This is a genomic window from Clostridium sp. MSJ-8, assembly GCF_018918325.1.
GTDB lineage: Bacteria > Bacillota > Clostridia > Clostridiales > Clostridiaceae > Clostridium.
The window spans coordinates 1-24,660 of the sequence record NZ_JAHLQH010000049.1 but is presented as its reverse complement, the minus strand read 5'-3'; the positions used below and the strand labels follow the sequence as shown (position 1 = coordinate 24,660).

At 29.2% G+C, this 24,660-nt stretch carries 23 protein-coding genes; 1 reads left to right on the top strand and 22 read right to left on the bottom strand.

Features of this window, described 5'->3' with window-relative positions; translation table 11 throughout:
- Window positions 1-85: 85 nt before the first annotated feature.
- The 3 genes from recG to KQI77_RS10885 form a co-directional block, all read right to left on the bottom strand.
- Entirely contained in the window at window positions 86-2,119 is a 2,034-nt protein-coding gene (gene recG, locus KQI77_RS10895) for an ATP-dependent DNA helicase RecG (RefSeq protein ID WP_216390457.1), read from the bottom strand.
- Between the two features lie 100 nt (window positions 2,120-2,219).
- Entirely contained in the window at window positions 2,220-3,857 is a 1,638-nt protein-coding gene (locus KQI77_RS10890) for a DAK2 domain-containing protein (protein ID WP_216390456.1), read from the bottom strand.
- 11 nt (window positions 3,858-3,868) lie between these two features.
- Window positions 3,869-4,219: an Asp23/Gls24 family envelope stress response protein gene (locus KQI77_RS10885; protein WP_216390455.1), complete on the bottom strand. Its 351-nt coding sequence runs from the start codon at window positions 4,217-4,219 to the stop codon at window positions 3,869-3,871.
- A gap of 343 nt (window positions 4,220-4,562) precedes the next feature.
- On the opposite strand from KQI77_RS10885, the gene rpmB reads away from it, so the two are divergent.
- Window positions 4,563-4,754 (top strand): 50S ribosomal protein L28, encoded by a 192-nt coding sequence (gene rpmB, locus KQI77_RS10880; protein WP_216390454.1) that lies wholly within the window; start codon window positions 4,563-4,565, stop codon window positions 4,752-4,754.
- 225 nt (window positions 4,755-4,979) lie between these two features.
- Here the strand turns inward: rpmB and KQI77_RS10875 are convergent, their stop codons facing one another.
- From KQI77_RS10875 to spoIVA, 19 genes are all read right to left on the bottom strand, one after another.
- Entirely contained in the window at window positions 4,980-5,615 is a 636-nt protein-coding gene (locus tag KQI77_RS10875) for a thiamine diphosphokinase (RefSeq protein WP_216390453.1), read from the bottom strand.
- Window positions 5,616-6,269, bottom strand: a complete 654-nt coding sequence (gene rpe, locus KQI77_RS10870; protein WP_216390452.1) for a ribulose-phosphate 3-epimerase — start codon at window positions 6,267-6,269, stop codon at window positions 5,616-5,618.
- On the bottom strand, window positions 6,266-7,132 hold the full coding sequence (rsgA, locus tag KQI77_RS10865) for a ribosome small subunit-dependent GTPase A (RefSeq protein ID WP_216390451.1): 867 nt from the start codon (window positions 7,130-7,132) through the stop codon (window positions 6,266-6,268). The genes rpe and rsgA overlap by 4 nt, the downstream gene beginning before the upstream one ends.
- A 100-nt stretch (window positions 7,133-7,232) precedes the next feature.
- Window positions 7,233-9,152 (bottom strand): Stk1 family PASTA domain-containing Ser/Thr kinase, encoded by a 1,920-nt coding sequence (pknB, locus tag KQI77_RS10860; RefSeq protein ID WP_216390450.1) that lies wholly within the window; start codon window positions 9,150-9,152, stop codon window positions 7,233-7,235.
- Window positions 9,153-9,872 (bottom strand): Stp1/IreP family PP2C-type Ser/Thr phosphatase, encoded by a 720-nt coding sequence (locus tag KQI77_RS10855; protein ID WP_216390449.1) that lies wholly within the window; start codon window positions 9,870-9,872, stop codon window positions 9,153-9,155.
- Between the two features lie 36 nt (window positions 9,873-9,908).
- The gene (gene rlmN, locus KQI77_RS10850) at window positions 9,909-10,946 is read right to left on the bottom strand and encodes a 23S rRNA (adenine(2503)-C(2))-methyltransferase RlmN (RefSeq protein WP_216390448.1); all 1,038 of its coding nucleotides are present in this window, start codon (window positions 10,944-10,946) and stop codon (window positions 9,909-9,911) included.
- An 8-nt stretch (window positions 10,947-10,954) separates the two neighbouring features.
- Window positions 10,955-12,274, bottom strand: a complete 1,320-nt coding sequence (gene rsmB, locus KQI77_RS10845; RefSeq protein WP_216390447.1) for a 16S rRNA (cytosine(967)-C(5))-methyltransferase RsmB — start codon at window positions 12,272-12,274, stop codon at window positions 10,955-10,957.
- A 14-nt stretch (window positions 12,275-12,288) separates the two neighbouring features.
- Window positions 12,289-12,978 (bottom strand): zinc metallopeptidase, encoded by a 690-nt coding sequence (locus KQI77_RS10840; protein WP_216390446.1) that lies wholly within the window; start codon window positions 12,976-12,978, stop codon window positions 12,289-12,291.
- 19 nt (window positions 12,979-12,997) lie between these two features.
- Window positions 12,998-13,924: a methionyl-tRNA formyltransferase gene (fmt, locus tag KQI77_RS10835; protein ID WP_216390445.1), complete on the bottom strand. Its 927-nt coding sequence runs from the start codon at window positions 13,922-13,924 to the stop codon at window positions 12,998-13,000.
- Between the two features lie 12 nt (window positions 13,925-13,936).
- Entirely contained in the window at window positions 13,937-14,380 is a 444-nt protein-coding gene (def, locus tag KQI77_RS10830; protein WP_216390444.1) for a peptide deformylase, read from the bottom strand.
- A gap of 18 nt (window positions 14,381-14,398) precedes the next feature.
- A complete protein-coding gene (gene priA, locus KQI77_RS10825; protein ID WP_216390618.1) occupies window positions 14,399-16,600 on the bottom strand; it encodes a primosomal protein N' in 2,202 nt (733 codons plus the stop codon).
- 93 nt (window positions 16,601-16,693) lie between these two features.
- Entirely contained in the window at window positions 16,694-17,881 is a 1,188-nt protein-coding gene (gene coaBC / locus KQI77_RS10820) for a bifunctional phosphopantothenoylcysteine decarboxylase/phosphopantothenate--cysteine ligase CoaBC (protein ID WP_216390443.1), read from the bottom strand.
- A gap of 1 nt (window position 17,882) precedes the next feature.
- Window positions 17,883-18,104, bottom strand: coding sequence for a DNA-directed RNA polymerase subunit omega (gene rpoZ, locus KQI77_RS10815; RefSeq protein WP_253289439.1), 222 nt, complete (start codon window positions 18,102-18,104; stop codon window positions 17,883-17,885).
- Window positions 18,105-18,127: 23 nt separating this feature from the next.
- Window positions 18,128-18,721, bottom strand: coding sequence for a guanylate kinase (gmk, locus tag KQI77_RS10810; RefSeq protein ID WP_216390442.1), 594 nt, complete (start codon window positions 18,719-18,721; stop codon window positions 18,128-18,130).
- The gene (gene remA, locus KQI77_RS10805) at window positions 18,721-18,993 is read right to left on the bottom strand and encodes an extracellular matrix/biofilm regulator RemA (RefSeq protein ID WP_216390441.1); all 273 of its coding nucleotides are present in this window, start codon (window positions 18,991-18,993) and stop codon (window positions 18,721-18,723) included. Before remA ends, gmk begins: the two co-directional genes overlap by 1 nt.
- A 15-nt stretch (window positions 18,994-19,008) precedes the next feature.
- The gene (locus tag KQI77_RS10800) at window positions 19,009-19,890 is read right to left on the bottom strand and encodes a YicC/YloC family endoribonuclease (RefSeq protein WP_216390440.1); all 882 of its coding nucleotides are present in this window, start codon (window positions 19,888-19,890) and stop codon (window positions 19,009-19,011) included.
- A gap of 203 nt (window positions 19,891-20,093) precedes the next feature.
- Entirely contained in the window at window positions 20,094-21,458 is a 1,365-nt protein-coding gene (locus KQI77_RS10795) for an NCS2 family permease (protein ID WP_216390439.1), read from the bottom strand.
- 113 nt (window positions 21,459-21,571) lie between these two features.
- Window positions 21,572-22,558 carry an asparaginase gene (locus KQI77_RS10790; RefSeq protein WP_216390438.1) on the bottom strand — a complete coding sequence of 329 codons (987 nt, stop codon included), beginning with the start codon at window positions 22,556-22,558 and terminating at the stop codon, window positions 21,572-21,574.
- A gap of 245 nt (window positions 22,559-22,803) precedes the next feature.
- The gene (spoIVA, locus tag KQI77_RS10785; protein WP_216390437.1) at window positions 22,804-24,282 is read right to left on the bottom strand and encodes a stage IV sporulation protein A; all 1,479 of its coding nucleotides are present in this window, start codon (window positions 24,280-24,282) and stop codon (window positions 22,804-22,806) included.
- Window positions 24,283-24,660: the final 378 nt, after the last annotated feature.

The window sequence follows — 24,660 nt, the reverse complement described above, 5'->3', positions numbered from 1 at the left end:
TATCTCTCCTTGTAAAAACTATATGTCTATATTCAAAGAATACATATCTTTTATTTTATCATATATAATAAATATATACAATTTTTTAATTGAAACAAAGATAATTTTTGCTTTTTTCTAATGTTTTTTGAGTTTCAAATATTAATTTTTTACTTTCTGCACTATCTGAATGTAATATTTCATAAGCTTCATGTCTTGCACATCTTAATATATTTCCATCTTCATATATATCTGCTAATAAAAATCCTTCTTCACCACTTTGACGCATTCCAAATATTTCTCCTGAGCCACGAAGTTTTAAATCTTGCTCTGCTATAAAAAAACCATCATTAGATTCAGTCATTATCTGCATTCTTTTTTTTGTAATATTACTTTTTGCATTAGCAATAAGTATACAAAAAGATTCATACTCTCCTCTTCCAACTCGTCCTCTCAATTGATGTAATTGTGCTAGGCCAAACCTTTCTGCATTTTCTATAATCATAACTGATGCATTAGGGACATTAACTCCAACTTCTATTACAGTTGTTGATATAAGCACTTTTATGTTATTTTTCTTAAATTCATTTATTATATCGTCCTTTTCTTGAGCTTTCATTTTTCCATGCAACATCTCTACTTGTATATCTTTAAATACTCCTTCTTTTAGCTTTTTATAAGTACTTTCAACTGAATTAAGCTTTTCTTTTTCATCTTCTTCAATAAGAGGACATACAATATATACTTGTCTGCCCTTTTTAACTTCATCAAGAGCTAATTTATATGCACTATTTCTAGCCTGATCTAAAAAGAATCTTGTATCTATTTTTTTTCTACCTGGTGGCAATTCATCTATTGCTGATATATCTAAGTCAGAATATATATATAATGCTAATGTTCTAGGAATAGGTGTCGCAGTCATAACCAATACATCTGCTCTTCTTCCTTTATTAATAAGCTTGCTACGTTGCTCAACACCAAATCTATGTTGTTCATCTGTTACTATGAGCCCAAGTTTATAAAATTCCACATCTTCTTGAATAAGTGCATGAGTCCCAATAACTACTAGAGGTTCTTGCTGCCTTATCCTTTCTTTTATCCTTTCTTTTTCTTTAGCTTTAGTACTTCCTGTCAATAACTCTATCTCAACGCCAAATGGTTCTAATAATTTTTTTGCTTCTACATAGTGTTGATTAGCTAATATCTCTGTAGGAACCATTAATGCAGATTTATATCCATTGCAATACACATTAAATATTGCAATAAGAGCTACTATAGTTTTTCCTGACCCAACATCACCTTGAACTAATCTATTCATTGGAACTTCAAGTTTCTGATCTCTAAGTATTTCTCTTACTACTCGCGTTTGTGCGTCTGTAAGGCTAAAAGGTAAAGACTCTTTAAGTTTCACCATATCTGACGTCCACGGAAAACTTATTCCTTTCGATCCCTCTTTTGCTTTTTTCTTTATCATAAGAAGCTTTAATGAATATGTAAACAATTCTTGAAATTTTAATCTATTAATAGCTATTTGAAGCCTTTCTCTATTTTGTGGAAAATGTATTTGTCTAACTGCTTCATCTAATGAACATAATTTATATCTATCTAACATTTCTTGAGGTAAAATCTCTTTTATAGTTATTTTGTCTAAAACTCCACTTATAAGCTTAGCTATTAATTTTTCACTTAGATCTCCTTTTAGATGATATTTGGGGATAATTTCACTATTTACAGCATCTTCTCCTAGAACCAAAGGATTAACAACCTCTAATGTATTTCCTATTCTCTTAAATTTACCACTTAAATTATATGATTGATCAATTTTAAAATTATTTTTTACATATGGTTGATTAAACCATTTTCCATAAACTGTATGTCCCAAATAGTCAAATTCAATTGTAGAAATAGTTTTTCTATTTCTAGTCTTAATATCCTTATGTGCACCTCTTACAGTACAAGTAAGTATATTTTTTTCTTCCCCATCTATATTTTGAAATGGAATATTTGAATTACAATACTCATAATCCCATGGAAAATATAAAAGTAAATCTAATATATTAAAAATAGATGCTTTATTAAATTTTTCTAAAACTTTAGGACCTACACCCTTTAACTTATCTATAGAATCATATATATTCATCTATCTAATTCTCCTATAATTTATTATTTCATTTAAACTTTATATAACTTCCTAAAGAAAAACAAAAGCACCTTTTTAGGTGCTTTTATCTAATACGTTTTTATTCAACTGACATCAAGAAATAATATAATGGTTGATTTCCTTCATAACATTGCACATCAAAATCAGAATATTTCTCTTCTAATCTTGATACAAATTCATCAACTTCTTTTTCTTCTACTTCTGCACCATAATATATAGTAATAAGTTCACTATCATCATCCACCATATCTTCTATTACTTTTTCTGCAGTTTCAAATTTTTCATTACCAACTTCTTTTATCTTGCCTTCTACAAGACCTAACATATTTCCTTCTTTTATTTCAATTCCATCTATCTCTGTATCTCTTACTGCATAAGTAACAGAACCAGTCTTTACTTGTGACATTAAATCTTTAAAATTCTCTTCATTATCTGCTACATCAGCATTAGGATCAAACATAGTCATACATGTTACTCCTTGCGGAATAGAAGTTGTTTCTATAACTCTTATATCCTTATCTGATATTTCAGCAGCTTGATTTGCAGCCATAATTATATTTTTATTATTTGGGAATATAAATATATGCTCTGCATTTATCTTAACTATACTATCTATTATATCTTGAGTAGAAGGATTCATTGTTTGACCACCTTCTATTACTTCATCCACACCTAAATCTTTAAATATATTAGTGATTCCTTTGCCCATAGCTACTGTTACGAAGCCATATTTCTTTAATTCTTTTTCTTCATCTTTATTAAGAGTTGCTTCCATATCACTTTCTGACATTAGAAGTTCTCTATGTTCTTCTCTCATATTATCAATTTTTATTTTTGATAATTCTCCTATTTTAACTGCTTTTGATAACACTAATCCAGGATCATTAGTATGTATATGAACTTTTATAACATCATCATATCCAACAACAATCATAGAATCTCCAAGCTTTTCTATATCATCTTGAAATTCCTTAGCTCTACTTGCATCTCCTAATATAATAAATTCAGTACAATAACCAAACTTTATATCTACATCAGTTGTAGATTTAGCACCTACATTTGCTTGTTTATTTGTAGAAACTTCATTTATTTTATCTGCAGTTATACCATCTTTAAGCGCAGATAACATGCCTGTTAATATTATATATAGACCCATTCCACCAGAATCAACAACTTTTGCTTTCTTTAACGCTGGTAATAATTCTGGAGTTCTATCTAACATATCTTTTGCTGCTGCTGTAGATTTCTCTAATAAAACTATAACATTATCTGTTTCAACTGAAACCGCTTCTTCTGCAGTAGCTCGAATTACTGACAATATTGTACCTTCTGTAGGTCTCATAACAGCTTTATATGCAGCTTTACATCCTTCATCTAATGCATGAGCAACATCTTTGACTTGTGCTATTTCTTTTCCTTCAAATCCTTTTGAAATTCCTCTTAAGATCTGTGATAATATAACACCTGAATTACCTCTTGCTCCCATAAGTGCACCTTTTGCAAGTTTTTTTGATACTTCACCTATAGACTCTAAAGATGAATTTTCTATTTCTTTTACTGCATTTCTAAATGTCATAGACATATTAGTTCCTGTATCTCCATCAGGAACTGGGAATACATTTAATGAATTTACAAAATCGCTCTCTTCTGACAACCTATTGCTAGCATTAACAACCATGTTATAAAAATCACGGCCGTTTATAGTATTAAATTCCATTAATTTACCTCCTAAACTCTTACCGCTTGAACATTTACTGTTATTGCAGAAACCTTCAATCCTGTGAAATTTTCTACACTATAACGTACTTTTTGAATTATGTTGTTTGCGATTACAGATATCTTAGTACCATATTCAACCATAACAAATAATTCTATGTTCAATTTATCATCTTCAGTTAATGTTATCTTAACGCCTTTGCTTAAATTTTCAACTCTAATTAATTCCCAAAATCCTTCGCTTGCATTTTTAGACACCATACCTACTACACCGTAACATTCCATAGTAGATAATCCGACTATCTTACTTAAGACTTCATCTGAATATTTTATATTTCCATTTTCATTTGAAAATCCTACCATTCGTAATTCCTCCTAAAAATTTTCATACATATATTTTATATTACTTAATGTCATTATTCAAGTATAAAACTATTTTGGTTTTTAAGCACTATGTTATACCTTTTTTATTTGTGTCATTATTATTAAACAATCTACTTTAAAGATAACTTAATATATTATATATTCTTTTATAAATTAATTCAAAAAAAATATTCTGTATATCTTTATCTATAATTATTCCTTTTATCTATATAATAATACATCTAATTAAATATTATACTTGCATTTATATGTATTATTGTGGTAGAATGTTATTTGTCCTATGAAGAGAATTATATCTTCTAAGAAGAGGAGGTGTTTTCACATGGCAAGAAGATGCGAGATATGTAATAAAGGTGTTGTAGCTGGAGTACAATTTAGTCATTCACATCGTCAATCAAAGAGAACTTGGGCTCCAAACATAAAGAAAGTTAAGGCTTTAGTTAATGGAACTCCTAAAACAGTTCACGTTTGTACAAGATGTTTAAGATCTGGAAAGGTACAAAGAGCACTTTAATTTCGAATAAAAAAGAGACTTATATATAAGTCTCTTTTTTATTTTACCATAATCAAATCCTATAATTTAAAATGTTATATGTAATTTTATTTATTCTTTCTGAAGAACTTTATAAAATTAGATATAAATTTAGGTAATTTTATTGCAATAATTTTCATATGCTCCTCCAAAAAGTAAATCTATATTATATAATATGCTTACTTTATGAAAAAGTTACTATAATTTTTAGTCATTTGAATAAATAACAAGTATTAATCCTTCATCAAACGATATTGTAATATCTTTATCTAAAAATTCATTGCATATAGCTCTAGGTTCTAATAAGGTCATATCATAATTTGCCAAAGTATACTTAGCACCTTCTATAGAAACATTTTTAACTACATCACTTAATGCATGAAAGCCTAATAATTCTCCATACTTACCTTTTAAAGTAGTTTTTTTATTTATAATAAACATTCTATTATTATCATCAATTATTTCCATATGAATATTTTCTCTATTAGCTTTAATCATTATTCCTATATTAGCAAGCATATGATCAACTCTAGTTCCAGTAGCACCAAAAAATATTATTTCTTTAAATCCTCTTTCTTTTGCCACTATATATCCTAGATCTGAATCTGTATAATCTTTCTCTGGGGGAAATGATTGACTCTTAACGTTCTTATTCTTAAAATATTCTATTATATTTAAATCTGCAGAATCAAAATCTCCCAATATTTCATCAGGAGTAATGCCATATTCATATAAAGCATTACACCCTTTATCTACTCCTATTATATAATCATCTTGTCTTAAATGTTTCATTAATAATTCTTTTGAAGGTTTATTTCCACCTGATACTATTATCGCTCTCATTTATTTATTAACACTTTCTTTTAGTTCTTTTATATTTTTCTCTATTTCATTATTCTTGAAAACAGCTGAACCTGCAACTAATACATTTGCTCCTGCATTTATAATGTCTTTTGCATTATTTTTATCAACTCCGCCATCTACTTGAATATATAAATCTTTATTATAGCTATCAGCAAGTTTTCTTACTTCTTTAATTTTATCTATTGAATATTTAATAAATTTTTGTCCTCCAAATCCTGGATTAACAGACATAATAAGAACCATATCTAATTCACTTATTAAATTTTTTATAAGGGATACATCTGTTCCAGGATTTAGTGCTAATCCTACTTTTATCCCTTTACTCTTTATGTAATTAATAGTTCTATCTACATGTTTAGTTGCTTCATAATGAAATGTTATCATATCTGCTCCACTAGAAACAAAATCATCTATATATCTACTAGGTTCTTCTATCATTAAATGCACATCAAAAAATTTATCTGTTTTATTTCTTATTGCTTTTATTATAGGTGCTCCAAAAGAAATATTCGGAACAAACGCTCCATCCATAACATCTATATGTACCCATTCTGCTCCTGCTTCTTTTAATCTAATAACATCTTCTCCTAAATTAGAAAAATCTGCTGATAAAATCGATGGTGATAAAATCATTTGTACTTCCTACCTTTCATAATATCTTCTAATGTTCTTATATAAAAATCATATCTAGATTTGTTTATTTTTTTTTCTTCAACTGCATTCTTAACTGCACAATCAGGTTCTTTATAATGATTACATCCTCTAAACCTGCACATATCATTATACTCACTAAACTCTGGAAAAGCATACTTTAATTCATCTTTGTCTATAAAATTAACTTCTAATGTTGAAAATCCAGGTGTATCTACAATATAACCATCATTTACTTCTATAAGTTCACTATGTCTTGTTGTATGTTTACCTCTTTTAAGCTTTTCACTTATAGCACCAGTTTCCATATGATCTCTACTAGCAAGAGCATTAATCAGTGTAGATTTTCCAGCTCCTGAAGGACCACATAAAACTGTTACATTACCTTCTATCCTTCTCTTTAACTCCTCTATGCCTTCTTCTTCTCTTGCATTGATATACAATACCTCATATCCTATATCATCAATTATATTACTTATTTTCATACGTTCTTCATCTGATACTAAATCTATTTTATTCAAACATACTATAGCTTCTATATTATTAGTTTCACATAATATTAAAAATCTATTAAGTAAATCAAAATTAATATCTGGATTCTTTACTGCGAAAACAACAAAAGCTAAAGTGACATTACTTACTGTGGGACGTATAAGTTCAGATTCTCTCTCATGAATATCTTCTATAACACCTTTTCCTCTATCCACTTGTATCTTTACATTATCTCCAACCATAGGTTTTAAAGATTTATGTCTAAATTTACCTTTAGCTTTACATTCTATAATTCCTTCTTTTGTCTTGACATAGTAGAATCCACCTATACCTTTTATAATTTTTCCTTCCACAAACTACCTCCTAATATAGATTTCTAATATATATAATACAATACTTATCATATAAAAATCAAAGTGATTTTATCAATGACATGATAAAATCACTTTAAATTTAATTATTTGTTGGATCTTCAGTTGGTACTATTGTTTCTGTTGGATCAGAAGTTTCCGTTGGTGTTGTTGGTGTTTCTGTTGGTGTTGTTGGTGTTTCTGTTGGTGTTGTGCTTTCTACTGGTTTTGTTGGTTTTGTTGTTTCTGTTGGACTATTATATTTACCTACAGTTATACTTACTGTACTTCCAACTTCAACTTTCTTACCAACATTAGTTACACTTGTTACAATTCCATCTAATGATTGATCAGTAACTATTGTTGTTTGTATTGATACATATAATCCTTGTGCACTTAACTTCTCTTGTGCTGCACCTGATGTTAATCCTCTAACATCTGAAACTGTAACATATTCAACTGCTGATGTTTCTGATCCCATACTAACATATACAGTTACAGAAGTATCTTTATCTATCTTAGTTTTAGCTTTAGGATCAGTCTTTACTACCTTTCCAGATACTATACTATCACTATATACCTCAACATATGAAACATTGTCTATATTATTTTTACTGAAGAAAGTTTTAACAGTATCAAGTTCTGAATCAACAAAGTTTGGCATTTCTAAATCTTCTGAGCCAGAACTTACAATAACTCTTACTTCAGATCCCTTTTTTACTTCTGTACCTTCTTTAGGATTAACACCTATTACTGTTCCTTTTTCTTCACTACTCTTTTCCGTACCTGCTTTTACAAGTTTCAAACCTTTTCTTTCAAGTGCTACTTCAGCTTGTTCTATTGTTAATCCCTTCAACTCAGGAACTTTTACCTTTGTTGAATCAGAGCCATTAGACCCACCAAACGCAATAAATACTCCTATAAATGCAAGAATTAATACAACCACTCCACATGATATACCTATTATTAAATTTCTCTTTTTCTTTTTCTTTACCTCATTATATTCGTCATCATCATAATATTCATCGTCGTCATATTCATCGTCATCATCATCATATTCATCATCATAATATTCATCATCATATTCGTCATAATTACTTTCTTGAATACCTTTTTTTATATTTGCAACGGTTGCTGCATCCATAACAATAGTTTTTGTGCTTTCTAAATCATTTAATTCTTTACTATCTCCAATAACAACATTAGGATCATTTTTTATCTTTTGCAAATCAATAAGTACATCATCAGCTGTTTGATATCTATCCTTAGGTTCCTTTGACATAAGTTTTAAAATTAAATCATTTAAGCTTGTTGGCACCTTAGAATTAACTGCTTTAGGTGCACTAGGTTGTTCTTGTATATGCTTTAACGCAATAGCTACTGGTGAATCAGCATCAAATGGTACCTTTCCTGTTACCATTTCATACATTACAACTCCTAATGAATATAAATCTGTTCTTATATCTACGACTTCACCTTTAGCTTGCTCTGGTGAAAAATAATGTGCAGAGCCCATAACTGTTGTAGTACTAGTCAATGTGCTAGATGTAGCTGACTTAGCTATTCCAAAATCAGTAACCTTCACCAAACCATTTTCTGATACTAATATATTCTGAGGTTTTACATCTCTATGAATAATCCCATTATCATGTGCACATTTTAATGCCTTAGCTATTTGAAGTGCTTTATTTATTGCATCTTCATATCCTAAAGGCCCTTCTTCAGTTATTATTTCCTTTAATGTCTTTCCTCTTACATATTCCATTACTATATAATTAACATTATCTTGAGTTCCAACATCTAATACATTAACTATATTAGTATCCGATAAAGTTGCAATGGCTGTTGCTTCTATTTTAAACTTTTTTACAATCTCTTCATTGTCACAGAATTCACTTTTTAGTACTTTAACAGCCACTAATCTATTAAGCTTATTGCATCTTGCCTTATATACAACAGACATTCCGCCTTCACCTATTTTTTCAAGTAGCTCATATCTATTTCCTAACACTTGACCTATCATCTATTTCTCTCCTCCAAACAACAAAACTGTGATATTATCTCTTCCCCCATTTTTTTTGGCTAACTCTACAAGCTGTTTACTTTTTTCATCTAAATCACACTTCAGACATAATATATCTATAATATCTTCCTTAGGAACTTCATTTGTTAATCCATCTGAACAAAGTAAGAACATGTCATATTCATTTTTTTCTATATAAAAAATATCTACATTTACTTTTGAATTTATTCCAACAGCTCTAGTTATTATATTCTTTTTAGGATGTTTTGCTGCCTGTTCTTCTGTAATTGTTCCTAAATCCACTAATTCTTGAACTAGCGAATGATCCTTTGTAAGTTTAATAAGTTTATCTTCCTTTACCCCAAAAGAAGAACTATCTCCAACATTTGCAATTATAATTTTCTGTTTAGTTACTAATGCTGCAGTTATTGTTGTACCCATTCCACTATACTTTTGATCTTGCATTGAATATTCATAAATATCATCATTAACTTTCTCAATTGATTTTGTCAATATGTCTTTATCATTAATTTTAGTTATATTTGCCTTTATATATTCCACTACACCTTCTGCAGCCATTTTACTAGCTACTTCACCTGCGTTATGTCCACCCATACCATCAGCTACTACATATATACTGTAATCTTCTTCTTCTATATAACTAAAATAGTCTTCATTTAAACTTCTTCTATTTCCTTTATCAGTTAATACACTAACCATAATCTTACCCCCTTTTTGCATAACTTTAATGGGTTCTTAAGCTTTTTTTTGGTTTCCAATATAACTTCTTCTAAGCTGACCACAAGCTGCATTTATATCAGATCCCATTTCTCTCCTCACCGTAACTTCAATTCCTAATTTCTTTAGTGTATTTTCGAATTCCATTATAGTCTTATTAGAAGACCTTTTAAATGAATTCTCTCTCACTTCATTTACTGGTATCAAGTTAACATGACATAAAAGTCCCTTTAATAGTTTGCCTAATGCCTTTGCATCTTCAACCCCGTCATTTACATCTTTTACAAGAGAATATTCAAATGTTATTCTTCTTTTAGTTTTTTCTATGTAATATCTACATGCTCCTAGAATTTCTAAAATAGAATATTTATTTGCAATTGGCATTATAGTTTTTCTCTTCTCATCTGAAGTAGCATGTAACGAAATTGCTAAGGTAATGTTATATCCTCTATCACTTAAATCATAAATCTTTGGAACAATTCCACATGTAGATAAAGTAATATGTCTCTGACCTATATTAAGTCCATAATCAGCATTAACCAGATCTAAAAATTTAATTACGTTATCATAATTATCTAATGGTTCTCCACTTCCCATAAGAACAATATTAGAAATTCTATCTCCTATAAGTTTTTGTGCCACCATAATTTGCGATAATATTTCTCCAGCAGTTAAATCTCTCACTCTGCCTTCTACTGTAGACGCGCAAAATTTACATCCCATCCTGCATCCTACTTGTGTGGATACACATATAGAGTTTCCATGCTTATACTTCATAATAACTGTTTCAATAATATTGTTATCATTAAACTTTAACAATAATTTTCTCGTACCATCTATTTCTGATACATATTGCTCTATTACATCAGGTATACCTATATAGAAATTCTCTTGCAACTTCTGTTGTAAATTCTTAGGGATATTTTTCATATTATTAAAATCCCAAACTTCTTTGTAAATCCAAGAGAGCACTTGTTTACTTCTAAACTTGCTCTCTTTATTTTCTACCATCCATGCTGTCAATTCATCTATTGTAAAATCTAAAATGTTCTTCATTATATCTCCTAATTCTTTTTGATTTTAGCTATAAAGAATCCATCCATATACTCATTTGGTAATATAGTTACTGTTCCTAACTTGTCATATCTTAGGTTATCGCCTTTACCTAGATACACCTTTTCAATAGATGCATCTTTATGTTTATTTACAAACCAGCTAATGTTTTCTTCATTTTCAGCTTTATTTAATGTACATGTAGAATATACCATTACTCCACCCTTTTTAAGATATTCCCAAGCATTATCCATTATTTGTCTTTGAACTTCTGTTATTTCATTAAGTTCTTTTCTTGATTTAGTCCACTTTATCTCTGGTTTCTTTCGAACTATTCCTATTCCTGAACATGGAACATCGATTAAAACTCTATCTGCTACAGAAATATAATCAGAATTAAGCTTTGTTGCATCCATTTCTTTTAACTTAACATTAGTAATTCCTAGTCTTTCAAGGTTATCATTTATTAATTTTAGTTTTTGTTCATGTATATCAAAAGCTAAAACTTCTCCTGTATTATCTAAAAGCTCTGAAATATGAGTAGTTTTTCCACCAGGAGCACTACATAAATCCATAACAGTAAGACTATCTTCAATTTCTAATAATGGTGCAACAAGCATTGCACTTTCGTCTTGCACTGTTATTTTACCTTCTGTAAATAATGGATTTTTATCTATTGCTTTACCATTGTTAATACAAATAGCTTCAGGACACATAGATCCTTCTTCTATATCGTATCCTAATTCTTCTAATTCATTATATGCATCATCATAATCAATCTTTAAATTATTAACTCTAACAGTTACTTTTGGAGTTGAATTAAGACCATGTAATATTCTTAATGTTTCAGGTTCTCCATATTGCTTTATAAACATTCTAATCATCCATGTATCAAAAGAAAATTCATAAGCCATTTCATCAATTTTATTTCTAAAATTAACTTCTACATTTCCTTCTTTTTGCGAATAATTTCTTAGAATTCCATTAACTAGTTTTGCATCATCTTCACTTACTGTTTTGGCTAGTTCTACAGCTTCGTTGCATGCTGCATAGCTAGGAACTCTATCTAAATATTGCATCTGATAAATTGCTACTCTTAATATATTAAGAGTCTTAGGATTCATTTGTTTTATATCTCTTACAAAACTTAAAATAATCATATCTAATGATTTTAATCTTCTTAATGTTCCATATACTAATTCAGTACATAATGCTTTATCTTTGTCATCTAAGTCTGACTTATTAAGTTCATTTGATAAGGCTATATTTGAATACGCCCCATTTTCTAATACTTTTTCTAATACACTTATTGCTATTTCTCTACTATTCATACACTACTACCTCGTTAATCATTTCTTTTACTTATTGCAATTAATCTAAGTAATTGTAATATAGATGTTATTGCTGCTGCTACATAAGTAAGTGCAGCTGCACCTAATACTTTTTTAGTTCCTTTTAGTTCATCATCATACAAAATACCTTTATTGCCTAAAATCTTTAATGCTCTTCCTGAAGCATTAAATTCAACAGGTAATGTTACTATTTGAAATATTACTACTGCTACAAATAATATTATACCTACATTTACTAATGGTTGTATAGATAAAATTAATCCAGCCACAAAAATTATCCACGATAAACTACTACTTATATTTACAGCTGGCACTATTGCACTACGTATAGTAAGTGGTACATATCCCTTAGAATGTTGAATTGCATGCCCTACTTCATGAGCTGCCACTCCTGCTGCTGCTATTGTCTTTTCATAATAAACTTCTCTAGATAATCTAAGAATTCTTCTAGAGGGATCATAATGATCTCCTAATTTTTTATTAACAACTTCTATTGGAATATCATATAAACCTGCATCATCAAGCAACATTCTTGCTACTTGTTCTCCTGTATATCCATTTCTATTATATACTTTTCTATACTTATTAAATGCACCTGATACAGATAATTGAGCAATCAAACTCAAAATCATAGCTGGTAATAAAATCAAAATAGTCCAATCATAAAATCCATAATACGGCATATAAATCACCTCACAAAGATTATATTAATATTGTTCCTTCTTCTATTGAATGTCCATTTATATATTGTTTCACTTCTAATGGCTTGCCATTTGGAAATTGTATTTTTTCTACAAGCAATGTACCTTCTCCTGTAGATACTTCAATTCCATCTTTAGATACTTTTATTATTTTACCCACTTCTTTGTATTTTTTATCATCTAAAACTTTTGATTTAAATATTTTCATCTTCTGGCCTTCATATGTAGTAAATGCTATAGGCCATGGATTTAATCCTCTTATTAGATTGTGAATGTTCTCTGCTGAATTATTCCAATCTATAACTGCAAGCTTCTTATCTAGCATCTTAGCATAACAAGTTTCTCCTTCTTGTTTAATAGGAGTTATTTCTCCTTTAGACATCTTATCAATTGTTTCTAATAAAAGCTTACTTCCTTCTGTCTTTAAAATATCATACAACTCTCCTGAAGTCATTTCCTCTGTGATGTTCACCTTTTGAGTAAGAAGCATATCACCAGTATCTAAGCCTTCATTCATAAGCATCGTTGTATTTCCTGATTCTTTTTCACCATTTATTACTGACCATTGTATAGGAGCTGCCCCTCTATACATAGGAAGTAATGATCCATGTAGATTTATACAACCATACTTTGGAATATCTAATACTTCTTTTGTTAATAATTGACCAAAAGCAACTACTATAATGAAATCTATATCCATATTTTTTAGCATATCAATCATTTCATGTTCTTCTTTTAATTTTTCTGGTTGATATACTGGAATATCATATTTAACCGCTATCTCTTTAACATCAGAAAAAGCCAATTTTTTCCCTCTTCCCTTAGGTCTATCTGGTTGTGTAAAAACAGCCTTTACATTATGATGTTTTATTAACGCTTCTAAGGAAGGTACTGCAAAATCTGGTGTTCCCATGAAGACAATATTCATCCTTTGAACCTCCTATTTTACATAATCTATATATAACTTACCATCTAAATGATCATTTTCATGGCAAACTGCTCTTGCAAGTAATTCTTCTGCTTCTAAAACAAATTCTTCACCTTTTTCATTAGTTGCCTTTACTTTTACATAATTAGGTCTTTCTACTTCTTCTGAACGACCTGGAAGGCTAAGACATCCTTCTTCTCCTACTTGTGATCCACTTGTTTCTAATATTTCTGGATTAATAAACACTCTAGGACCATATCCATCATATACATCTATTACAAATAATCTTTTTAATATTCCAACTTGAGGTGCAGCAAGACCAACTCCATCTGCATCATACATAGTGTCAAGCATATCTTTAATTAATACTTTTAATCTCTCATCAATTTCAGATACCTTTTTACACTTCTTTCTAAGTACTTCGTCTCCTTCTAGTCTTATATTTCTTAATGCCATCTTTTATCTCCTCCTAAATTAAGACATATTATTAGGGTTAATGTCTATATTTATTCTTATTTCATTATATACATTCTTATACAATTCATAAAGTAATTCTTTTATATCTAATTTTATTTTTTTATTAAGTTCCCCTTTTATTATTACTTGCCATCTATAATATTCTTTTATCCTTGTAATAATACACGGTGATGGTCCAAGAATCTCAAACGAATATCCCTTTAATAGATTTTTAATTTCTTCTGCACTATATGTTATAAATTTTCTAAGTTTTTCTTCATCCTTCGACTGCATATTTATAAGCATAATATTGCAAAATGGTGGATAGTTCATTATCTTTCTTATTCTTATTTCTTCATTATACAATTCTTTATAATTATTTTCCATAGCATATTTTAAAATAGCATTTCCAGGTGTATAGCTTTGTATTATAACCTTTCCTCTTTTATCACCTCTACCTGCTCTTCCTGCCACTTGTGTTACTATCTGAAATGTCCTCTCATTTGCTCTATAATCAGGTATATTAAGCGATATATCAGCTGCTAATATTCCAACTAGTGTTACATTTTTAAAATCTAATCCTTTTGTAACCATCTGAGTTCCTATAAGTATATCCGCATCACCATTTTTGAAAGAATTATATATCTGTTCATGAGAATTTTTTTGTCTTGTTGTATCAATATCCATTCTCATTACTCTTGCATCTTTAAATATTTTTTTCACTTCGTTTTCAACTTTTTCTGTACCTGTTCCAAAGAATTTAACATATTTACTTTTACATTTAGGACATATTTTAGTTTCCTTTATAGCCCTACCACAATAATGGCATATTAGATACCCATTTCTATGATATGTCATTGCTATATCGCATTCAGGGCACTTAAATACATATCCACAACTTCTACATGACACAAATGTTGAATAACCTCTTCTATTTAAAAATAATATGACTTGTTCTTTATTCTCTAAAGCCTTTTTAATTTCTTCTTGAAGCTTTCTACTTAATACAGACATATTTCTATCTTGAAGTTCTCTTCTCATATCTACAATATGCATTTCTGGAAGAGGATTATTTTTCACTCTATTATTGATTTGAACTAGTTCTAATTCTCTTTTAGTTGTTGCTCTATAATATGTTTCTATTGAAGGCGTTGCCGATCCTAAAATATACTTACAATTTTTTATTTCACTAAGAAATTTTGCAACTTCTCTTGTATCATATTTAGGATTGTTATCTGACTTATAAGAATTTTCATGTTCTTCATCTACTATTATAAGTCCAAGATTGTCAAATGGTAAGAATATTGCACTTCTTGCTCCAACTACAAGTTTTACTTCTCCTCTTTTTATTCTATACCATTCATCAAATCGCTCACCTGCAGACAATCTACTATGATATAAGGATACTTGCCTTCCAAATCTTCCTTTAAACCTTTCTATCATCTGTGGTGTAAGTGAAATTTCTGGCACAAGCATAATTGCAGACTTACCAGACTTAATCATATCTTCCACCAAATTCATATATACTTCTGTTTTTCCTGATCCTGTAATTCCTTTTAACAGAATTCCTCTTTTATCAGTATTTTTTATAGTTTTAATTGCATTTTTTTGTTCTATATTAAGTGTATTTCTTTTTTCATCTATATAACTTCTATCATTATATCTATATACAACCTTTTCTTTAACCATTATGTACCCTTCAGATATAAGTTTGTTTATAGAATATACGGAATAGCCTTTTGCAATAACTTCAGATTTTGTATATTCACAATTATAATCTCTTATTAATTTTATTAAATTAATATAATTTTCCTTTTCAGCTAATTTACCATCTAGTTCTCGTTTAAAGCATAAAACTTTTTTTACTTTATCCTTTAATCCTGCAAGCAGCCCAACTGGTATTATAGTTCTTATTGCATCAATATATTTACATAGATAATTTTCTCTCAAAAAATCTATAACCTTTAAGTCATCTCTAGACAATATTGGTTCTTCATCTAGAATGCTTTTAATACTCTTAATTCTTTTAAATTCCTCATCTAGTTCACACTTTAACCCTATTACAAAGCCTTCTATAAATTTATTACCTATTCCAAAAGGTATTAACACCCTATGTCCTACTTGAATTTTGCCCTTAAACTCTTCCTTAACTCTATATGTAAAAGGTTTATCTATAGCATATGCTTCACTATTAACAATAATTTCTGCAAATAATTCTATACTACTCACCTCTCTCACAATAAATTTAAACTTAAATTACTGAAATACTATATATAAATATAATTTTCTAAAGAGTTAAAAGAAAAAGCGCTTCTAGCGCTTTTCCATTATGCAATCAAAAATGTTTTTTGCAACTTCTCTTTTAGACATCTTATCTAAATGAATAGCATCTCCATTTTTCAGTAAGATAACTACTTTATTATCATCAGATTGAAAACCTGTCTCTTCTTGTGAAATGTCATTTGCAACAATTAAGTCTAAATTCTTTTTATGTAATTTCTTTTGAGCATTTTCAAGAACATTTTCACTTTCTGCTGCAAAACCCACTAAAATTTGTGACTTCTTATTATCTCCAAGAGTTTTCAAGATATCTCTATCTCTTTCCATTGTAATAACTAAGTCTCCATCACCTTTTTTTATCTTTTGATCACTATATTCTTTTGCTTTGTAATCTGCAACGGCAGCTGCCTTAATAACTATATCTGCATCATCATATCTGTCTTTTATGGCCAAATACATATCTTCATTAGTTATAACGTCTACGACCTCTATTCCATATGGTTTATCAAGAGATGTTTTCCCTGATATCAATGTGACATTAGCTCCTCTATCTCTAGCTTCTTTAGCTATTTCATATCCCATCTTCCCCGACGAATTATTGCTTATAAATCTAACCGGATCAATATTAGCCCTAGTTGGTCCAGCTGTAACTATAATATTTTTTCCTACTAGGTCTTTAGTGGGATATAATTCTGTCATAACTTTTTCAACTATTATCTCGGGTTTTGGTAATTTTCCTTTGCCAACATCTCCACAAGCCAATCTTCCACTATCTGGTTCTATAAATTTATAGCCTAGTCTTTTTAACTTTTCTATATTCTCTTGAACTATAGGATTTTCATACATATTTGTGTTCATTGCAGGTGCAAAAATAACTTTTGCCTTAGTAGCCATAATTGTGGTACTTAACATATCATCTGCAATTCCATTTGCTACTTTTCCTATTATGTTTGCTGTTGCTGGAGCCACCAAAAAAACATCTGCTTTTTGTGCTAAACTTATATGTTGAATCTCCCATGCTTTAGGTTCTGCAAACATATCTACAGTGACCATATTTTGACTTATAGACTGAAATGTTAATGGCGATACAAATTCTGTAGCTGATTTAGTCATTATCACATTAACAGAAACATTTTTCTTTCTAAGTCCACTAGCTATATCTAATGCTTTATATACAGCTATTCCTCCTGTAACCCCTAAAACAACACATTTATCTTGCATATTATTCTTCATCTTCTGGTCTATTAAATGTAACTAATCCATCATTTACTTCATTAATTGCAATTGTAAGGGGTTTATTTGATTCAACTTCAACTAATGCTTTTTTGCCTCCAATAATATCTCTAGCTCTCTTTGAAGTAATTATAACTAAAGAATATCTATCTTCTACCTTTTCTAATAAATCAATTACTGATGGGTTTATCATTGTATTTTTTGCTTTCATAATTTGTTACCTCCTAAAAATAATTATTTTAAATTAATATCTAATCTATCTACCCTGCATTTTTCTGCTGATAAAATATTTTCTATTTTCTTTACTGCTTTATGAACTTCATCATTAATTACACCATAATTATATTTTGATATGTAATTAATTTCTTGATATGCAGAATTAAATCTTTTTAATAATGATTCAGGTGTCTCACTACCACGTTTAATGATTCTTTGTTTTAATTCTTCCATAGATGGAGGAAGAATAAATATAAATACGCCATCTTCACAATTTTCTTTAACCTTTAATGCACCTTGTATATCTATCTCTAGTATAACATTTTTTCCTTCCTCTAGCATCTCAGTCACTCTTGATTTAGGTGTACCATAATAATTGCCATACACCTCTGCCCATTCTAGGAAGTCACCTTCATCTATTTTGCTTTTAAAATCATCCTTAGACATGAAATAATAGTTCACTCCTTCTACTTCACCTTGTCTAGGATCTCTTGTTGTGGCAGAAACAGATAAATATAAATCATTATTTTTCTCTAAAAGTTCTTTACATATAGTTCCTTTTCCTGCTCCAGAAGGACCTGATATAACTATTAATATACCTTTTTTACTCATTATTCTTCTACCTCTTCTTCCTCTACACAGTCTCTATTATCTAATCTATGTGCAATTGTCTCTGGTTGAACTGCAGATAAAATAATGTGATCTGAATCTGTTATTACAACTGCTCTTGTTCTTCTACCGTATGTTGCATCTATTAACATACCTCTTTCTCTTGCTTCTTGAATTATTCTTTTTATAGGTGCAGATTCAGGGCTAACAATCGCCACTAACCTATTTGCTGATACTATGTTTCCAAAGCCAATGTTTATTAACTTTATCCCCATTATAATTCCTCCTGGTTACTCAATGTTCTGTACTTGTTCTCTTATTTTTTCAATTATATTTTTTATATTAATGACAGTATTTGTCATGTTTATATCATTGCATTTTGACCCTATTGTATTAGTTTCTCTATTCATTTCCTGAATTATAAAATCCAGCTTTCTTCCTATAGGCTCATCTAAATCTAAAGTTTTTCTCATTTGGCTAATATGGCTGTATAACCTAGTTATCTCCTCATCTACTGCCACCTTATCTGCTATAATTGCAACTTCTGTAGCTACCCTTTCTTCATCTACAGTTATTCCTGTTGTAAGTTCTTTTATTCTATCTAAAAGTTTATCTCTATATCTCTTAGGAACATCTTCAGCTAAAACCTCTATTTCCTTAACTGCTTTTTCTATAACATATAGTTTTAGCAATATGTCTTCTTTTAGTTTTTCTCCTTCTCTTTCTCGCATTTCTAGCATCATATCTAATGACTTATTAATCAAAGGATTTATTTCATCAAGTATCTCATCTAGATTATCCTCTTCAACCTCAAGATTAATTATTTCTGGATATTTTGCTATTTTAGAAACCGTAATATCATTTTCAATTCCAAGACCTTCACTTAACTGTTCAAAGCATTTATAATACTTCTTAGCTAATTCTAAATCTAATGTAGGGACACTATTTGATCCTTCATAAGTCTTATAATTAACAAAAATGTCTACCTTGCCTCTTTTTATCTTTTCATTTACTATCTTTCTAATTGGTTCTTCTAATGATATCATAAACTTTGGAAGTCTTATATTAATATCTAAATATCTATTATTAACACTCTTCATTTCAACTGAAAATAAATACTTATTTCCTTCTTCGCTTTGATATCTACCGAAGCTAGTCATGCTTCTAACCATAATAACATCACTTCCACTTCATATTGTTATTCTTCTTTATAGAAATTATATTATATCAATAAATTTTACAGGTCAATATTTTGTTCACAAAATGTTAACATTTAATAATAATAATTTAACTCTCCTTTTCTAAAGAATAAAAAAGAAGAATACCAATTACTATTTTAAAGTTAGCAATTGGTATTCTTATATGTTATTTTATATTACAATAAAATAAGTTTTATCAAGAAGATTACAGCTAATATTATCATAACTGGTGATATCTTCTTTCTCTCGTCTTTTTTACTAAATAAATTAACTAATAAGTTAATTACAACGTACGATATTATTCCAAAAGTTAATCCATCACCTATACTGTATGCAAGTGGCATCATAGCTATTGTAATAAATGCAGGAAGTCCCTCTGATATATCTGAAAAATCTATATTTTTTGCTGCACTTAACATAAGGTAACCAACATAAATTAAAGCTGGTGCTGTAGCACATGATGGAATAGCTACAAATATTGGCGAGAAGAACATTGCAAGTAAGAATAAAACACCGCAAGTAATTGCTGTCCATCCAGTTCTTCCTCCAGCTATTACTCCTGTAGAGCTCTCAACATATGTAGTAGTTGTTGATACTCCTAAACATGCACCTACTGTAGTTCCTACAGCATCTACTAATAGTGCTTTTCCTGCATTCGGAACCTTTCCTTCTTCATCTAACATATTTGCTTTTGAACAAACTCCTACTAAAGTTCCTACTGTATCAAAGAAATCAACAAATAAAAATGTAAATACAATAACAATAAATTCACCTATGTTATTTTTTACATATCCAAAATCTAACTCTCCTGCTATTGGTGCAATACTTTCAAATTTAAATATTCCTTTTGGAAGTGATATTCCTGCTGCTGTTGCAGCTTCCTTATCAACTAAAGCAAATCCCCATGCAATTATTGTTGATACTAATATTCCTATTAATATTGCTCCCTTTACATTTTTCTTATCTAATACAGCAATAATAATTATACCTATTAGCGCAATTATAAATGTTGCTGAAGTAAAGCTACCTAGAGTAACTAATGTACTATCTTCTTTAACTACGATCTTAGCACCTTGTAATCCTATAAAAGCAATAAATAAACCAATACCTGCTGTTACTGCATATTTCATATTCATAGGAATAGAATTAACTACTGCTTCTCTAACCTTGAATAAAGATAAAAGTATAAATATAATACCTTCCACAAAGACAGCTGCTAAAGCTACCTTCCATGATATTTCTTTCTGTATAACAACTGTGTATGCAAAATATGCATTAAGTCCCATACCTGATGCCAATGCAAAAGGTAAGTTTGCAAATACACCCATAAGTATTGTGGCAAAAGCTGCTGCTAAACATGTTGCTGTTACTAGTGCTCCTGATGGCATCCCTGTTGCACTTAAAATACTAGGATTAATAGCTATTATGTATGCCATAGTCAAAAATGTTGTAATTCCAGCCATAACTTCTTTTTTGTAATCTACTTCTTTGTTCGAAAATATTTCAAAAAAATGATTACTTTTTGTATTTTCTTTTGACATTTTGCTCCCCCTTTTCAGAGTTTTATTATAATAATTATAATTAAATTATACTTTTATAATCTAATTACTTTATAATTATATTTTTACCTTCATATTTTGTCAACCAAGTTTAATCAGTAAAACTTTTCCTCCATATACTCTTTTATGAATTTTGTATCTTTATTATAGCTAAGTGCAACTAATAATTTTATTCTTGCTTTCTGACCTTGCATATTATCACCAAATATCACTCCCATTTCTCGAAGTTGTTTTCCTCCACCTTCATAACCATAACTCTCATGTACCCTTCCTTCATAACACCTTGAAACTAGAACCACAGGGATGTTATTTTTCAAACAACTACTTATAGAATCAAGCATATTAGGTGGAACATTACCTCTTCCTAATCCTTCTATAATAATACCATCTATATTATTTTCTTTAAGAAGATATTCTATATAAGAAGACTCCATACCAGCAGTACATTTAATAAGAGGTACTATAGCATCTACATTATCTATTGATAACACATGAGACTTTTGGCTTTCTCTATAAAACAATACTTTATTATTATCAACTATCCCTATAGGCCCAAAACTAGGTGTGTGAAAAGCATCTAAAGCCATAGAATTAACTTTTGTAACTTCTCTTGCGCTATGAAGAGTTCCATTAAAACAAACTAAAACACCTCTATCAACAGCCTCATCAGATATAGCTGTACATATTGAATTAGCTAAATTAAAAGGTCCATCATACCCAAGTTCCGAACTACTTTTCATAGCTCCTGTAACTATTATAGGTTTCTTTGTAGAAATAGTTAAATCTAAAAAATAAGCTGTTTCTTCTAAAGTGTCTGTTCCATGTGTAATAACTACAGCATCTATGTCTCTTCTATCTACAATGCTCTGTGTAAACTTAGACAATTCTAGCATCATCTCTATAGTCATATGTGGTGATGGTAATTTTGAAAAATTATAATTTTCTATTATCCCATATTCTTCAATTCCTGTTACCATACTCATTATTTCTTCATTGGTTAATGAAGGAATTGCTGCATTTAATTTTTTATCTATTTTCATAGATATCGTTCCGCCATTAAATATTATTGCTACTTTTTTCATTTTATCTACCTTATCCTTTGTTTATGATATATATATTTTTTGCAAAACAATTATAACTTATAACACAATTTTTTTCACTAATTTATAATTAAAATAAAAAAACAAATTTAAAATACAACTTTCTAAAGAATACAAAATAAAGACGCCTCTTAAAATGCTATATTATCTGAGTTTTAGTAAGTTTATAGCATTTAGGCATCTTTAATTTTTTTGTTATGAAATCTTAATTGCGCTATTTGTGAAGCTTATAATATTATACAAATTAGTCCCCCAGTACCTTCATTTATTATCTTTTGAAGAGTTTTTTGTATCTTTATCTGAACATCTTCAGGCATTTTATATAATTTATTTTGTAATCCTTCTTTGACCAACACTTCTAAAGATTTACCAAACATATTACTCTGCCACAAACTAGCAGGATCAGTATCAAATTGTTCTAATATAGATTTAACAAGCTCTTCAGATTCTTTTTCTGATCCCATAATTGGACTTATTTCAGTTTTTACATCTGCCTTTATTAAATGTAATGAAGGTGCACTAGCTTTTAACTTAACACCAAACTTATTTCCTTGTTTAACTATTTCAGGTTCTTCAAACTTCATTTCTGATAATTGAGGTGCCACTAATCCATACCCAGTTTCCATAACCTCATCTAATGCATCTTTAACTTTATCATATTCTTTTTTAGCATAACTTAAATCCTTTATTAAAAGTAAAAGGTCATTTTCAGATTCCACATCTAAATCACATATTTCACTTAGTATATTATAAAAAACCCCATCCTTAGGTTTTAACATTAAATTACCTATTCCACTGCCAAGATGCATTTGTGATATAGAGCATTCCCCAACATATTCATCTTGTGATACTATATCCACTGCATTCTTTATATCCCTAATCTTGAATATGTTGTCACTCATCTCTTTAATTATGTTAAAAAAGTCTTTTTTAAGCCAATGACTAGGTTCTAATTTTTCTACCCATTCAGGCATATTTATATTTATCTCCTTAACTGGAAATTCTTTAAGTACATGTTTAAAAACTTCTTCTATGTCTTCCTCATTCATATTATATACATCCATTATATGAACATATACATTATACTTTTCTTCCATATCTTTTTTTAGTTTCTTTGTTTCTGCTGAATTAGGTTTATTAGTATTAAGTATAACTATAAATGGTTTGTTTATTTCTTTTAATTCATTTATTACTCTTTCTTCTGCTTCAACATAATCTTCTCTATTTATTCCTGTAATGCTACCATCTGTAGTAACAACTAATCCTATAGTAGAATGATCTTTTATAACTTTAGTTGTGCCTATCTCTGCTGCATCTTCAAAAGGGATCTCATAATCAAACCATGGAGTATGAACCATCTTAGATTCTTCATCTTCAAGATATCCCAACGCCCCTTTTACAATATATCCCACACAATCTACTAACCTAACTTTAAAGTTCACTTCATCTTCTAGACTTATTTCAATTGCTTCATTTGGAACAAATTTAGGTTCTGTTGTATGAATAGTTTTCCCAGAACCACTTTGTGGCAATTCATCTTTAGCCCTTTCTTTTTTATAATCATTATCAATTTTAGGAATAACCATTATGTCCATAAATTTTTTAATAAATGTTGATTTTCCTGTTCTAACAGGCCCTACTACACCTAAGTATATATCTCCTTGAGTCCTCTCTGATATGTCTTTGTATATATTGAAGCTGTCCAATTTGCAACCTCCTATATTATTTTTTTAGTATATATATATTCATAAGTCTAAATAAAATTACTATAGACATTTTATATATGTACACTCTCTATATTATTATGCACCTATAAAATATATGTGCATATATTTATAATAAAGTTCAAAACAATTAACATACCTACATAATAATACTAAAAAAATCCATAACTATACATCAACATTTTCACAAAAAAGACCATAAGTATTTAAAATTCTATATAATTTCCAAAATAGCAAAAAAAGGGGCTGTGAAATAACCCCTAAATAAAAAAAGAGGATTTTTACTCATATAAATGAGCAAAAGTCCTCTTTTTGTGATAAAATTTTCTTGCTATGAAAAATATAATCACAACTTATTCT

Excerpts from the sequence above, each read along its gene's own strand:
- recG (WP_216390457.1), bottom strand. The coding sequence starts at position 2,119 with ATGAATATATATGATTCTATAGATAAGTTAAAGGGTGTAGGTCCTAAA.
- KQI77_RS10890 (WP_216390456.1), bottom strand. The coding sequence starts at position 3,857 with ATGGAATTTAATACTATAAACGGCCGTGATTTTTATAACATGGTTGTT.
- KQI77_RS10885 (WP_216390455.1), bottom strand. The coding sequence starts at position 4,219 with ATGGTAGGATTTTCAAATGAAAATGGAAATATAAAATATTCAGATGAA.
- rpmB (WP_216390454.1), top strand. The coding sequence starts at position 4,563 with ATGGCAAGAAGATGCGAGATATGTAATAAAGGTGTTGTAGCTGGAGTA.
- KQI77_RS10875 (WP_216390453.1), bottom strand. The coding sequence starts at position 5,615 with ATGAGAGCGATAATAGTATCAGGTGGAAATAAACCTTCAAAAGAATTA.
- rpe (WP_216390452.1), bottom strand. The coding sequence starts at position 6,269 with ATGATTTTATCACCATCGATTTTATCAGCAGATTTTTCTAATTTAGGA.
- pknB (WP_216390450.1), bottom strand. The coding sequence starts at position 9,152 with ATGATAGGTCAAGTGTTAGGAAATAGATATGAGCTACTTGAAAAAATA.
- KQI77_RS10855 (WP_216390449.1), bottom strand. The coding sequence starts at position 9,872 with ATGGTTAGTGTATTAACTGATAAAGGAAATAGAAGAAGTTTAAATGAA.
- rlmN (WP_216390448.1), bottom strand. The coding sequence starts at position 10,946 with ATGAAGAACATTTTAGATTTTACAATAGATGAATTGACAGCATGGATG.
- rsmB (WP_216390447.1), bottom strand. The coding sequence starts at position 12,274 with ATGAATAGTAGAGAAATAGCAATAAGTGTATTAGAAAAAGTATTAGAA.
- KQI77_RS10840 (WP_216390446.1), bottom strand. The coding sequence starts at position 12,978 with ATGCCGTATTATGGATTTTATGATTGGACTATTTTGATTTTATTACCA.
- fmt (WP_216390445.1), bottom strand. The coding sequence starts at position 13,924 with ATGAATATTGTCTTCATGGGAACACCAGATTTTGCAGTACCTTCCTTA.
- def (WP_216390444.1), bottom strand. The coding sequence starts at position 14,380 with ATGGCATTAAGAAATATAAGACTAGAAGGAGACGAAGTACTTAGAAAG.
- coaBC (WP_216390443.1), bottom strand. The coding sequence starts at position 17,881 with ATGCAAGATAAATGTGTTGTTTTAGGGGTTACAGGAGGAATAGCTGTA.
- rpoZ (WP_253289439.1), bottom strand. The coding sequence starts at position 18,104 with ATGAAAGCAAAAAATACAATGATAAACCCATCAGTAATTGATTTATTA.
- gmk (WP_216390442.1), bottom strand. The coding sequence starts at position 18,721 with ATGAGTAAAAAAGGTATATTAATAGTTATATCAGGTCCTTCTGGAGCA.
- remA (WP_216390441.1), bottom strand. The coding sequence starts at position 18,993 with ATGGGGATAAAGTTAATAAACATTGGCTTTGGAAACATAGTATCAGCA.
- KQI77_RS10800 (WP_216390440.1), bottom strand. The coding sequence starts at position 19,890 with ATGGTTAGAAGCATGACTAGCTTCGGTAGATATCAAAGCGAAGAAGGA.
- KQI77_RS10795 (WP_216390439.1), bottom strand. The coding sequence starts at position 21,458 with ATGTCAAAAGAAAATACAAAAAGTAATCATTTTTTTGAAATATTTTCG.
- KQI77_RS10790 (WP_216390438.1), bottom strand. The coding sequence starts at position 22,558 with ATGAAAAAAGTAGCAATAATATTTAATGGCGGAACGATATCTATGAAA.